The sequence below is a fragment of the Flavobacterium polysaccharolyticum genome (assembly GCF_038739875.1).
In the GTDB taxonomy this organism is placed as follows: domain Bacteria; phylum Bacteroidota; class Bacteroidia; order Flavobacteriales; family Flavobacteriaceae; genus Flavobacterium; species Flavobacterium polysaccharolyticum.
On record NZ_JBCGDP010000011.1, the window covers coordinates 34,741 to 48,181 of the forward strand.

16 protein-coding genes are annotated in these 13,441 nt (G+C 33.4%); 8 read left to right on the forward strand and 8 right to left on the reverse strand.

Annotated elements, in window-relative coordinates; genetic code table 11:
- Positions 1-31 precede the first annotated feature (31 nt).
- Complete coding sequence (gdhA, locus tag WFZ86_RS11920; protein WP_342692122.1) at positions 32-1,375, reverse strand: NADP-specific glutamate dehydrogenase; 1,344 nt, start codon at positions 1,373-1,375, stop codon at positions 32-34.
- A 277-nt stretch (positions 1,376-1,652) separates the two neighbouring features.
- Here gdhA and WFZ86_RS11925 point away from each other — a divergent pair, with 277 nt between their 5' ends.
- The gene (locus WFZ86_RS11925) at positions 1,653-2,444 is read left to right on the forward strand and encodes a THC0290_0291 family protein (protein WP_342692123.1); all 792 of its coding nucleotides are present in this window, start codon (positions 1,653-1,655) and stop codon (positions 2,442-2,444) included.
- Positions 2,445-2,513: 69 nt separating this feature from the next.
- Here WFZ86_RS11925 and WFZ86_RS11930 read toward each other — a convergent pair whose 3' ends face one another.
- On the reverse strand, positions 2,514-3,659 hold the full coding sequence (locus tag WFZ86_RS11930; protein ID WP_342692124.1) for a cystathionine gamma-synthase: 1,146 nt from the start codon (positions 3,657-3,659) through the stop codon (positions 2,514-2,516).
- A 110-nt stretch (positions 3,660-3,769) separates the two neighbouring features.
- On the opposite strand from WFZ86_RS11930, the gene WFZ86_RS11935 reads away from it, so the two are divergent.
- A complete protein-coding gene (locus WFZ86_RS11935) occupies positions 3,770-4,513 on the forward strand; it encodes a DUF3298 and DUF4163 domain-containing protein (RefSeq protein WP_342692125.1) in 744 nt (247 codons plus the stop codon).
- A 59-nt stretch (positions 4,514-4,572) separates the two neighbouring features.
- Here the strand turns inward: WFZ86_RS11935 and WFZ86_RS11940 are convergent, their stop codons facing one another.
- A complete protein-coding gene (locus WFZ86_RS11940; protein ID WP_342692126.1) occupies positions 4,573-5,028 on the reverse strand; it encodes a DinB family protein in 456 nt (151 codons plus the stop codon).
- Between the two features lie 75 nt (positions 5,029-5,103).
- Between WFZ86_RS11940 and WFZ86_RS11945 the strand changes: the two genes are divergently transcribed.
- The 6 genes from WFZ86_RS11945 to nadD all read left to right on the forward strand — a co-directional run bounded on the left by WFZ86_RS11945 (position 5,104) and on the right by nadD (position 9,443).
- Positions 5,104-5,460, forward strand: a complete 357-nt coding sequence (locus tag WFZ86_RS11945; RefSeq protein WP_342692127.1) for an arsenate reductase family protein — start codon at positions 5,104-5,106, stop codon at positions 5,458-5,460.
- Complete coding sequence (locus WFZ86_RS11950; RefSeq protein ID WP_342692128.1) at positions 5,453-6,346, forward strand: DMT family transporter; 894 nt, start codon at positions 5,453-5,455, stop codon at positions 6,344-6,346. The genes WFZ86_RS11945 and WFZ86_RS11950 overlap by 8 nt, the downstream gene beginning before the upstream one ends.
- Before the next feature lie 78 nt (positions 6,347-6,424).
- The gene (locus WFZ86_RS11955) at positions 6,425-7,285 is read left to right on the forward strand and encodes a YicC/YloC family endoribonuclease (protein WP_342692129.1); all 861 of its coding nucleotides are present in this window, start codon (positions 6,425-6,427) and stop codon (positions 7,283-7,285) included.
- 15 nt (positions 7,286-7,300) lie between these two features.
- Positions 7,301-8,176: a hypothetical protein gene (locus tag WFZ86_RS11960; protein WP_342692130.1), complete on the forward strand. Its 876-nt coding sequence runs from the start codon at positions 7,301-7,303 to the stop codon at positions 8,174-8,176.
- Positions 8,177-8,185: 9 nt separating this feature from the next.
- Positions 8,186-8,770, forward strand: a complete 585-nt coding sequence (gene gmk / locus WFZ86_RS11965; RefSeq protein WP_342692131.1) for a guanylate kinase — start codon at positions 8,186-8,188, stop codon at positions 8,768-8,770.
- A gap of 61 nt (positions 8,771-8,831) precedes the next feature.
- Positions 8,832-9,443, forward strand: coding sequence for a nicotinate (nicotinamide) nucleotide adenylyltransferase (nadD, locus tag WFZ86_RS11970; protein WP_342692132.1), 612 nt, complete (start codon positions 8,832-8,834; stop codon positions 9,441-9,443).
- Positions 9,444-9,511: 68 nt separating this feature from the next.
- On the opposite strand, the gene WFZ86_RS11975 is transcribed toward nadD, so the two are convergent.
- From WFZ86_RS11975 to WFZ86_RS11995, 5 genes are all read right to left on the reverse strand, one after another.
- On the reverse strand, positions 9,512-10,978 hold the full coding sequence (locus tag WFZ86_RS11975) for a nicotinate phosphoribosyltransferase (RefSeq protein ID WP_342692133.1): 1,467 nt from the start codon (positions 10,976-10,978) through the stop codon (positions 9,512-9,514).
- 4 nt (positions 10,979-10,982) lie between these two features.
- The gene (locus WFZ86_RS11980; protein ID WP_342692134.1) at positions 10,983-11,441 is read right to left on the reverse strand and encodes a nucleoside 2-deoxyribosyltransferase domain-containing protein; all 459 of its coding nucleotides are present in this window, start codon (positions 11,439-11,441) and stop codon (positions 10,983-10,985) included.
- A 92-nt stretch (positions 11,442-11,533) separates the two neighbouring features.
- On the reverse strand, positions 11,534-12,277 hold the full coding sequence (locus WFZ86_RS11985; protein ID WP_342692135.1) for a metallophosphoesterase family protein: 744 nt from the start codon (positions 12,275-12,277) through the stop codon (positions 11,534-11,536).
- A gap of 1 nt (position 12,278) precedes the next feature.
- Positions 12,279-12,881, reverse strand: a complete 603-nt coding sequence (locus WFZ86_RS11990) for a macro domain-containing protein (RefSeq protein ID WP_342692136.1) — start codon at positions 12,879-12,881, stop codon at positions 12,279-12,281.
- Between the two features lie 7 nt (positions 12,882-12,888).
- Entirely contained in the window at positions 12,889-13,440 is a 552-nt protein-coding gene (locus WFZ86_RS11995; RefSeq protein ID WP_342692137.1) for an RNA 2'-phosphotransferase, read from the reverse strand.
- Position 13,441 lies beyond the last annotated feature (1 nt).

Genomic DNA, 13,441 nt, shown 5'->3' on the forward strand with positions numbered 1-13,441 from the left:
AAGAAGGCTTTGAATAATTAACTTACTAGTACTATACTACTCCTTGTGCCAACATAGCATCGGCTACTTTCACAAATCCAGCAATATTAGCTCCTTTAACATAATCAACATATCCTGTTTCATCAGTACCATATTGTACGCATGAATCATGAATATTCAACATGATGTTGTATAATTTTTCATCTACTTCTTCAGCAGTCCAGCTTAAACGTAAAGAGTTTTGAGACATTTCTAAACCTGAGGTAGCTACACCACCAGCGTTTGACGCTTTTCCTGGTGAAAATAAAATTTTGGCATGGTGGAAAGCTGCAATAGCTTCTGGTGTAGAAGGCATATTAGCTCCTTCCGCCACAGCAATACAACCATTAACTAATAAAAGAGCCGCTTCTTCTCCGTTCAACTCATTTTGAGTAGCACAAGGCAATGCGATATCACATTTTACTTCCCATGGACGTTTTCCTGCTACAAATTTAGCATTTGGATATTTCGCTACATATTCACTAATTCTTCCACGTAATTCGTTTTTCAATTCCATTACGAAAGCTAATTTTTCAGCATCAATTCCGTCAGCATCATAAATATAGCCTGCAGAATCAGATAAAGTAACCACTTTACCACCTAATTGAGTCGCTTTTTGAGTTGCATATTGTGCCACGTTTCCAGAACCAGAAATAACAACCGTTTTTCCTTCAAAGGAATCTCCTTTTGTTTTTAACATACTTTGTGCAAAGTATACTGTTCCGTAACCAGTAGCCTCAGGACGAATTAATGATCCTCCAAAAGAAATTCCTTTACCAGTTAACACACCTGTAAATTCATTTCTTAATCTTTTGTATTGACCAAACAAAAAGCCTACTTCTCTTCCTCCAACACCAATATCTCCTGCAGGAACGTCAGTATCAGCACCAATATGTTTCGCCAATTCGATCATAAAACTTTGACAGAATCTCATTATTTCATTGTCTGATTTTCCTTTTGGATCAAAATCAGAACCTCCTTTACCTCCACCCATTGGCAAAGTAGTTAAACTATTTTTGAAGGTTTGCTCAAAAGCTAAGAATTTCAAAATACTTAAGTTTACTGAAGGATGAAAACGCAACCCGCCTTTGTATGGACCAATGGCTGAATTCATCTGGATGCGGTATCCACGATTTACTTGTGTTTGACCTTGATCGTCAATCCAGGTAACTCTAAACATGATTACGCGCTCTGGTTCAACCATGCGCTCTAAAAGCATTTTGTTTTGGTATTTTTTATTTTGTTCGATGAAAGGAATTACCGTTTCGGCAACTTCTAGTACTGCTTGCAAAAACTCTGTTTCGTTCGGATTTTTTTTAGTTACCGAGTCGATAAAATTAGTAATACTTTGTGACATGATCCTAATGATTATAAAAACGTTAAAAACGTACTGTTAATGATTACAAATATACGTCTTAAACGTAAATTTGACCTGTTATTTTATGAAAAAAAGAAAAATTATCTTTTATTTAACCATTTTCAAAGAAATATAAAAATCAGAAGGCGATTTTTACGAAAACGTTATAGTATGTGTAATGAAAATGAATTTTAGTTAATAATAATTGGTTTAACTTTTATACATTATTTTATGTGATTTGTTTTTATATATTTGCGCGCAATAAATAGGCTATCAAATGTTTAAAAAAATACCACACCTCATATTACTTTTAATAAGTATACATTACAATTTGCAAGCGCAATTTAATTTAGCACATGAAATAGGAGTTACCTTTGGCCCAGTAGCGTTTCAATCTGATTATGGTGAACGCCATGATATTGAAACCAATGCGGGTAATACAGGATTTGCACTTGGATTGGTTCACTACATTAACTTCTCATCAAGAGCAAATAATAGCACCTATTTCAATGAACATTTTAAAGTTCGCTCTGAGTTATCCTATAGCACAACCAGCTTTAGACATTTTGGACAATGGGTTGACCAAGGTGGTAATTCATTAGGTAAAGAACAACTCCGAGCCATGAGAGGCGCTTCTAAACTTATGAATCTAGGTATACAAGGAGAATTTCATTTTGTAAAAATTCATGATTTTGAGAACACAATTGGAGCATTTGGTCCCTATGCAAGTTTAGGGCTTGCATATAGTTTTTATGATACCGAAGCAACTTCTACGCTAGGTCCTTTGGGAACTTCGATGACTACAATTCCAAAATACTTAGCTCCTTCAGACGGAAGACCTAATGGATTCTCTACGGAGAGCAAAACAGTTTTATCTGTCATTGCAGGTATTGGTACTAGATATAAACTGACGAGAATGAGTGACTTAATGGTAGACATGCGTTTTCAAAACTTTACCTCAGACTGGGTAGATGGTTTAAATCCCAACAAAAAGATATATAAAGAAAACAAAGCCAATGATTGGATGGTTTGGTTCAACATTGGATATATTCAATATTTAGAATTTTAATACAAAGTACAACGCATAAAAAAGGCTCAATTGTTTACAATTGAGCCTTTTTTATACTCTTATAATTAATTAGGACAAAGCTTGTTCTAAGTCGGCGATCAAATCGACAGCGTCTTCTACCCCAACACTCAATCGGACCAAATCATCGGTAATTCCCACTTCTTTACGTTTATCTTCAGGAATAGAAGCATGCGTCATCAAAGCAGGATGATTGGCTAATGATTCTACACCACCTAACGATTCTGCCAAAGTGAAAACTTTTAATTTTTCTAAAAAAGCAATCGCATCTTCTTTTTTACCAGAAGTAAAAGTAAAAGAAACCATTCCACCAAAACCACTCATTTGCTTTTTGGCAATATCATGAAACGGATGCTCTGGTAATCCTGGATAGTATACTTTTTTAATTTTAGGATGAGTATTTAAAAATGCCACTACTTTCTCTCCGTTTTCGCAGTGTCTTTGTACTCTCAGGTGCAATGTTTTTATTCCACGTAAAACCAAAAAACTATCCATTGGACCTAAAGTAGCACCGGTAGCAAATTGCTGAAAATGCAATTGATTACCCAAAGCTTCATCTTTTACAATCAAAGCTCCAGCTATAACATCAGAATGTCCTCCTAAATACTTGGTAGCCGAGTGCATTACAATATCGGCACCTAAATCTAATGGTTTTTGTAAATAAGGTGTGGCAAAAGTATTGTCTACAGCAAAAAGGATATTGTTTCCTTTTGTAATTTGAGCAATAGCAGCAATATCTGCCAATTTCATTAAGGGATTCGTAGGCGTTTCAACCCAAACCAACTTCGTGTTTTTGTTGATTAATGACTTAAATTTATCCAAATCATTCATGTCGACAAAATGAAACTTAATTCCTGAATCTTTATAAATTCTTGTAAACATTCGATAAGTACCTCCGTACAAATCATCCATTGCAATAATTTCATCACCCGCTTTGAATGATCGTAAAATACAATCTGTCGCAGCTAATCCGGAAGAAAAAGCCAAACCTCTTGTTCCGTTTTCAATACTTGCCAAGGCATTTTCTAGTGCAGATCTAGTAGGATTTGCAGCTCGGCTGTATTCATAATCAGGATGTAAAGGTTGTCCAGGACTCGTTTGCACAAATGTAGATGTTTGATAAACAGGTGGCATTACCGCTCCAGTACTAGCGTCAAGGTGTTGTCCTCCGTGAATTACTTTTGTATTGAATTTCATTGATTTAAATTTTAAAATGACTGTTGCTTACAAATGCAAATTTACCGTTAAATATTGACAAAGCAACAGCACTCTAGGCTACCTTTGTATACAATTAACATATTTTAGTTATGAAACGATACGTACAAAGCCTACTATTACTCGTTGTATTGAATAGTTGTTCGAATGAATTAAGCTTTGAAAATAAAGAGTTCAAACAAAAAAGCACTTTACTTTGTAAAAAAAATTGTCCCGAAATAAAAATAACGATTCCGTTTGCCACGAATAATAGTAGTGTAGCTGATAGTCTGAACCAAAAAATATTTTCTGTTCTAAAAGATTTGGTTTATCTCGAAGACCAACCGTTGAAAAATGAAGCCTACGAGGCATTGCTTTCTTCTTTTATCAACTCTTATGAATCTACGAAACAAGAAGCTCCAGATGCCACCTTCGGTTGGGAAGCCAACATTGAGGCATCCATAAAATACAAATCCGAAAATGTTATCAATATAGAAATTGATCACTATACCTTTACAGGAGGCGCTCACGGATATGAAGGGCTACAATCTTTGCTCTTTGATCCAAAAACTGGAAAAACAATTCCCAACGATGCTTTATTTCAAAACCTGCCTGAACTAAAGAAAACGGTTGAAAAGAAATTTCGCATCAAATATCAAATTCCACTAAAAGGCAACATCAATCAAACGGGGTATTTCTTTGAAGATGATACTTTTCAATTACCCAAGAACATTTTTTTCACCACTGATGGCCTTTTGTTCCATTACAATCCATACGAAGCAGCTGCTTATGTAGAAGGACCTAAAACCCTATTTATTCCATATTCTTCCCTGAAAAAACACCTTATTTTGAAATAAGAAATGCTTTCAAATCAAAACTAATTTGAAAGCATTTCTAACTATTTTGCATTGAGTTTTTAAACCAACTTGCGAATACTCATTAAGATTCCAATATGTAAACCTTCATGAAAAGCATTGAATTGCATAGCTTCTTCAACAGAATGTAAAGTAAAACCTGTAGAGGTTGGGTATTCCGTAAAATTTTGAAACAAATTAGCATTGTAATCACTTTTCATTTGTTCAACTGTTGTAAAAAGTAAACTTTTAATCAAATCCACTTCTTCTTGTGTAGCGTTTTGCTCAGGTTTGGCTCCCTTCCGGTATTTTTCTACCAACTCATCTGAAACTAGCATGGGTAAACCCGATAATTTATAGATCAATAGTTGCTGAGTCACGACGATATGAGCAATATTCCAAAACATATTATTCGAAAAACCTTCAGGAATTGTATTCAATTGTTGTAGAGTATATTTTTCAAGATAAGGAGCCACCATTTTTCGGCTTGTTGTAGTCAATTCAAATATTTCATTCATTTTTTTATTTTTTGGATAAAAATACTCATTTTCCATGTAAATGAATTTTCTTTGCAGCAATAAAAAGCAACTCTAATGAACAAAATATACTATTTAGCTTCTTGCGATACTTGTAGAAAAATTATAAAATCCTTGCCAGAGAACCATAATTTAGCTTTTCACGACATCAAGCAAAACCCAATAACCGCAGAAGAATTAGAAGAAATGCGTCGTTTGTCAGGAAGTTACGAAGCTTTATTTAGTAAAAAAGCACAATTGTACAAATCGATGAATTTAAAGAATCAAACACTTATCGAAGATGATTTTAAAAAATACATTTTGGAACATTACACGTTTTTAAGCCGACCGGTTTTTATTATTAATGACAAAATTTATATCGGAAATAGCCAGCAAAACATTCATCAAGTTCATTTAGCATTAACTCATGTCTAAAAGAAATCTTGCCTTATTGGGCGCTACTATCGTTTCGATTATCTACGGTGTTACTTTTACCATTGCCAAAGACGTCATGCCTGCTTATATTGATGCTTTTGGGTTTATCTTACTTCGAGTGGGCGGTTCAGTGCTGCTCTTTTGGCTAACATGGCTTTTTATGCCCAAAGAGAAAATTGCCTTGGGTGATTTTCCTAGAATTATTGCTGCTGCTTTTTTTGGAGTCGCTTTTAATATGCTCACTTTTTTTAAAGGATTAAGTCTTACATCACCTATTTCGGCTGCAGTAATCATGGTTTCAACTCCAATGATTGTGCTAGTTTTATCAGCCCTTTTGATGAAAGAACGCATGAAAAAAAGGATGGTTTTAGGAATTATATTAGGGCTATTAGGAACCACTTTCTTAATTCTTTATGGTAAATCTATAGGCAATGCTTCTAATGCAGGATTGGGTAATTTCTTAGTTTTGGTCAATGCCATTTCGTATGGTTTTTACTTAATTATCGTTAAAAAACTAATGCATACTTACCATGCCTTTACGTTTGTAAAATGGATTTATCTTTTTGGTTTCTTAATGGTACTTCCTTTTGGATGGAGCGAATTTAATGCTGTAAATTGGTCATTAATCCCTGTTGGTATTTTCTGGAAAATAAGTTTTGTAGTAGTTGTTTCGACTTTCTTAACTTATTTATTAAATTTACTTTCTATGAAAGAATTAAAACCTACTACAGTAGCTGTTTTTATTTATTTACAACCACTCTTTGCTACGATTTTCGCTATTGGATTAGGAAAAGACGAGTTGAATTGGGTCAAAATAGGAGCGGCCATATTAATTTTTGCTGGTGTTTACTTAGTCACCCAAAAAAGAACCAAAGAGCATTCGTAATTTGCAACTATTGTCAATCGAAGCATTTACTTAAGTACTAATTACTTTCCTTATATTTACAGACATTTAGAACATATTATGATACAATCTATGACCGGTTTCGGTAAAGCAACGCTGCAATTACCAGCCAAAAAGATAACAATAGAAGTAAAATCCCTAAATAGTAAGGGTTTAGATTTAAACGTTAGAATGCCCTCTTTGTACCGCGAAATGGAGTTGGGATTACGCAATCAAATTGCCTCCAAGTTGGAAAGAGGAAAAATTGATTTCTCTATCTACATCGAAAGTACAGCAGAACAAACTTCAACACGCGTAAATGTTCCGATTATAAAAGCCTACATCAATCAATTACGTGAAGTCTATACCGATGCTGATGAAACTGAATTAATGAAAATGGCCGTTCGTATGCCGGATACTATGAAAGTAGAACGCGAAGAAATTGACGAAAGTGAATGGGCTACTATCCAAAATGTAATCGAAGAAGCACTTCAAAACATTTTGAATTTCCGCAAAGACGAAGGCGAGTCTCTCGAAAAAGAATTCCAATTGCGCATCGGAAATATTCGTCAATTCATGAACGAAGCTTTGGCCTTAGACCCTGAGCGTGTTCAAGCAATTAAAGAACGCTTGCAAACCGCTATTGCTGAATTACAAGTCAATGTAGATGAAAATCGTTTTGAACAAGAGCTCATTTACTATTTAGAAAAACTAGATATCACCGAAGAAAAAGTGCGATTGACTAACCATTTGGATTATTTTCTTGACACCATCAAAGGAACCGAAGCCAATGGTCGAAAATTGGGCTTTATCACTCAAGAGATGGGAAGAGAAATCAACACCATGGGTTCTAAATCCAATCATGCTCAAATGCAGAAATTAGTCGTTCAAATGAAAGATGAATTGGAGAAAATTAAAGAGCAAGTGTTGAATGTTTTATAGCTTAATTTTTTTGAAATGAAGAAAGTTATTTTACTGTTTTTTCTAATAACATTAACTTGTTTTTCACAACAAAAAAACATTTCAATTGAAAACTTCAGGACTAATGATAGAATTTTTTACGGTTCAATTGATGATAAGTATGACATTACTATTTATTTAAAAGTTGAAAATTATTCAGAAGATCATTTATATGTATATTCAGTTAAAGGCTGGTACTATTATAATAAAGTTAAAAAAAACATTCCTTTAGTTGGTACTTATAATCCAATGAAAGGGTTGACATTGTTTAATACTAGTGATAAAGTCTTCGAGAAAAAGATATTGGATTTTGATTTTTCAGGAGTTGTTTGGGATAAATTAGAAGAGATCGAAAATTTCAAAAATTATAATGAAAAATTTTTTATTTCAAAAGATCCTAAAGAGAATAATACGTGGTCAAACAACATCAAAAATCTAAAAATAACCATTAATAATGAATTAGAAGATATCTATGTTTTCGAAGACTTTAAATTTTTAAAAATAGGCAATTCTATAATTAATCTTTCAAATTATCACATAGATTATAAAAACTTAGAAATTATTTCAAAGAAATTATCTACTTCAGAAACACGGTTATTATTAAAATATGAACAATCTGGAAATCCAAACGTTCAAGGTATGTGTGGAGGAGCGACCGATTTCGGTTATATAATTCTAGCCATCAATAATAAAAATGAGTTAATTGAATTTGAAGAAATAGAAATAGAAAATTGTAGAGGATTTATTAATTCAAAAAATTTACAAGAAAACAATAAAAAATTACTCCAATATAAAATCACAGATTCAAGTGACGATAAAGAAGTTAATAAAATCATCACAATTGATATTGAATCAATAAGACTTATAAAATAGTGCAATACAATGAAAAAAGGAAAATTAATCGTATTCTCGGCACCGTCAGGTTCAGGAAAAACTACCATAGTTAAACATTTATTAGGAAAAGAAGATTTAAATTTAGAATTTTCAATTTCAGCAGCTACCCGTTTACCTCGTGGCGAAGAAGTAGATGGTAAAGACTATTATTTTATGTCTTTAGAACAATTCAAAAAGCATATAAAAGCAGAAGAATTTGTAGAATGGGAAGAAGTCTATAGAGATAATTTCTATGGCACACTAAAAAGCGAAGTGGAACGCATTTGGGCCATGGGGAAAAATGTGATTTTTGATATTGATGTGGCTGGCGGATTACGCATTAAACACAAATTTCCAGAAGAAACCTTGGCTGTTTTTGTGAAACCTCCAAGCGTTGATGAATTGAAAAGAAGACTCAAAGAACGCTCAACCGAAAGCGAAGACAAAATTAACATGCGCATTGCCAAAGCCTCAGTAGAATTGGCTACCGCTCCACAATTTGATGTGATTATCAAAAATTACGATTTGCCTGTTGCACTTGAAGAAGCGTATCAATTGGTGAAAAATTTTGTAAACACAGATTCCACAAATTAACACAGATTTTTTAATTTGTGGAAATCTGTGAAATCTGTGTTATTTCAAATAATTAGTGTCTATGAAAATCGGACTTTATTTCGGAACTTATAACCCCATTCATGTAGGGCATCTTATCATTGCCAATCATATGGCAGAGCATACTGATTTGGATCAAATTTGGATGGTCGTAACGCCACACAATCCACTAAAAAAGAAAAGTACGCTACTCGATGATTATCATCGGTTACACATGGTTCATTTGGCTACGGCTTCCTATCCCAAAATCAAACCTTCGGACATCGAATTTAAGTTGGCACAACCCAATTATACGATTAACACATTGGTACATTTGCAAGAAAAACATCCGGAACACGAGTTTGCTTTGATCATGGGTGAAGACAACTTAAAATCCCTGCATAAATGGAAGAACTATGAAGCCATTTTAGAACATTATTCTATTTATGTTTATCCTAGAATCGAAGCCAAAGAAAACAATCAAAAATCAATTGATACTGGAGCAGAAAACACGTCTTTTGCCAACCATCCCAAAATCAGTATTATTGACGCGCCTGTAGTTGAAATATCAGCTACTTTTATTCGTGATAACATTAAAACTGGCAAAAATATTCGTCCTCTTTTGCCACATGATGTCTGGGAATATTTGGATCACAATAATTTTTACAAGAAATAATAGTATTACATAAAGTACTATAAATGAAAAAGCCTAAATGAAAATTTACATTTAGGCTTTGTTTTTTACTAGCTCAATTGTAACTCATTTTTGACTAGATTTCGAATTTCAAATAAACTTTGGTCAATTAAGAGTTTTCCGTCTCTAAAAACTTCTTTCAATTCCCCTTTTTGTTCTTCTTCCCAAGACACTTCATCTGTTAAAGTATATTGACCCTCAGCCCATTCTATTTTCATTAAACCTTTGGCTGATTTTTTGGTACCATCATCCGTAATCGGGTCTTTAAAAATAGCTCTTCCTTCTCCAAGTACTTCTCCATAAGTTGCTTTCATTGCAAAGCCAAAAGTATCTCTTGTATTGTATTGATAGGTAAATGAACCAATTCCAAGAACCACATTAGTAGAAGCAAACCCTTTAGCTTTTAATCGTTCGCAAATGGCCGTTGCTCTAGTTACGGTAATACTGTCTCCATAAATAGCTCCTATTTGAGGAACTAATTCCTTGAATCCTTTTGCGTTTACAGTACCTCCAAAAACATCCCAAAGCAATTCGATTACTCCTTTCTTTTCTTGTTCAGTTTTACCATTTGGATTACCGCAAATAATGTCAACTGGATCTCCACTGTCTGGACGCACCACTACTTTTCCTTCTCTTGAAACAATTTCATCTTTCAATCGAGGTAAATAATCTGTTAATACTTTCCATAAGTCCCAAGTATCTGAAACGATAGAAACAATTCCTTTTGGATAGACCTCACAAATTAATCTTTTGAAAGTTTCGTATTCTCCTTCGGTAGTACCCATACACATTACAGAATGCTCAGTTGCGGCAACAGAACCAGCTATTAATTCGGTGTCAGAATTGGCATTGTAATACTCTTCAAAAAAATCAATGGCAGGAATCGTATCCGAACCTGTAAAACTCAATAAATGTCCTGCTGCAGATGTTACCGCCGCTTCTATACCGCCCATTCCTCTCATTGAAAAATCGTGCCCTTGCCAATCGACAAACCCCGGCATTGATGATGTTTCCTCGGCATACTTGTCTAGTACTTTTCTGTACTGCTTTGCTATTGTAGCCGAATTACAAGGCAGCCAAATTACCGCAGAAAGCAATGTCTCAAAATAATTGGTCAGCCAAAAGAATTCTGGAATCGTATTGTACATCGTGAACATAGGCACGCGAATAGGCACGCTGGCTCCTTCTGGCAGGGCTTTGAAAACCATCGGGATATATCCTAAATCGTGCAGATCTTCAATATGTTTGGTACCCACTTGGTTTTCGCCCAAATAATTGTTGATTCTGCGGGCATATTTTTTTACCACTTCCTCTTTTGACTGTTTGAAAAAATGCAAATCAAAATCTTGAATGATGTATTTTTTTAGGAAATATTGCAATCCAAAAAACACAACTTCATCAATTCCTTCTATTCTTGATTTTCTTGGAGTCCAATTAGAATATACTAATGTTGTTCCGTCAGGGTATTGTCTTTTGTGGTCAACTTTGTAACCGTCTGTTAATAATAGTGGGTTCATTTTTTTATTGTTTTATCAAATTTTGTAATAACTCTTCTAAACTTTTATACTGTTGGATATTATATTTTTCACATACAACATCAATATTACCTTTTCTCCAAAAATCCTCTTCCACTACCACTTTCATCTTATTTGATTTAGCATAAAGTCCAAACTCTAATAGTGATATTGGGGATTTTGTATTATTCGCAAAAAACATAATAATGATATCTGCTTTTTCTAATGCATTTAATTCCCAATCTACTTGTTCCTTAAATTTTGCATTTGTTATAGATTGTTCCCAATCTGAATTCCATTCGTTTCTTCTTGGATTAAATATAATGTACTTGGCACTCAACATTTCTTCACATTTTTTTTGCCAATCAACAGCTTTATCCATTTCTATAGATCCAGCTAAAAAAACAGATGGAATATCTTGATTAATAATATCAATTGAATCTGGAGCTCTATATATTTTTTTCACTTTAATACTGTTTCAATTCATCCCTAACTCCAATCATTGCAGGATCTAATAAACCAGATTTAATTTTGTTATCCATTATTCTATTTTTTAAATCAATCTTTCTGTTTATTTCTTCCTTTTTCTTTTGGATATAATGACTGCACAACATCGCTTTGCCAGAATATTTTAGTTTCCATATCAAGACATGTCAGTTTTCCATAAAAACCAGCTCCTGTGTCGATATTCCAGACATTACATCCTTGCATTGGTACCTCCATATTATAATTTAGTGTAGGTGTATGTCCAATATAAATTTCATTATAAATCAATAACCTTTTTGGATAGGAAAGAGAATCTTTTTTAATTCTTTTATCCATTGTCAAAGCCATTTCCCAGAGCGTCCTATCCCAAGTATAATTAGTAGTATAATGCTCTTTTTCTGGCCCATGCATGGATGAAAAACCCGCATGAATAAATAAATTATTATTTTCATCAACATAATAATCTTTCATGTTTGCAAAAAAATCAAGGTGCTTCTTTTTGATTACAAGATCAATGTCTTGATAACTATCAATAGTTGATTTTCCGCCATGTGAAAACCAAATATCATTTATTTCTTGATTAATCAACCAATCTTGACACCAAACATCGTGATTCCCTTTAATAAAAACACATAGATATTTTTGAGAAAGTTCTATTAAAAAATTGATCAATTGAGCAGATTCGGACCATCCGTCTACGTAGTCACCAAGAAAAATCAATTGATCATTTTGATTAATTCTAGCTCTATCAAGCAATTGTACTAATGCTTTTAAGCCACCGTGGATATCGCCAAAAACGAGTGTTCTTTTTTTCATTTTAATAATCCCAAATTAATCCTTTTTCATTTAATCTATATTGAAATTTTTGAGTGTCTCCAAATGTCTTATAATCTTTATAGTTTCCGTTAATTATTTCATCGTAAGCTAAAAACATTTGATTTGAAGCAATATGAAATGGCATTCTTCCACAACCTGTTGCTAATCCAGGAATAGCGACCGTTTTTATTGTTTCATTATTTTTACAAGCTATCAATATAGCTTTCATCGCTAAATAGGCGTTGACAGATGTTGCTATATTGAAACTCATAGGAACTCGCATAGTTGGGGCAGAAATTAGGTATGGAATTTTTTCATTTCCTGTTGCCAAAGTAATGGACTTCCCTATTAATAATTCTTTTTCGTCTAAGTTTGCAATTTTTGCTTGCAATTCGTCTTGTAAATGCCAGCCAAATTTCTCTGAAATATGTAAATCCAAACCGCCATCCATAAATCCAAAAGAATTCGCAGGACTAACAATAGCATCACATTCTGTTTCTAAAATATTGCCATTTAAAATTGTTACGTTGGGACAATCTGCAAAATCATTAATCCATGCATTTCCAAGCTCTTCTTCTAAATAAACTAATTTTATTTGTAGCATTTATATTTTAATTTAATTCGATATACTTAGTTGGTACTTCATCAATTAACCAAACATTGTTTTCGGAGAGATAGAATTTATATCCATCTAAAAACATTTTTGGAGCATTAATTTTTAAAACAATTGGCTTTCCTCTTCTGCTTCCTACTTTTATTGCGGTCTCTTTATCTTTACTTAAATGAACATACTGTCTACTCATTTTTTGTAAACCTTCTTTTTTTATGGAATCAATAAATTTTTCGACTGTCCCGTGGTACAAGAAATCTTTAGGTTCTGACTCTTTTAAGTTCAGTTCAACGTCAATCGAATGTCCCTGACTTGCACGGATTTTTGTTTTATTTTCATTAAAAACAAAACGTTTTTTATCATTGTTTTCTACCACGTAATCTAAAAGTTCTTCAGTCATTTGATTTTGATTTCCTTTCTTATTGCATTTTAGAATCAATTCTTCTACATCTGCCCAGCCATTTTCGTCTAATTTTAGTTCGATTGTTTCCGGTGAATGTCTAAGAACCAAGCTCAGGAACTTACTTACACATTTTGCTGTTTTTTCGTTCATA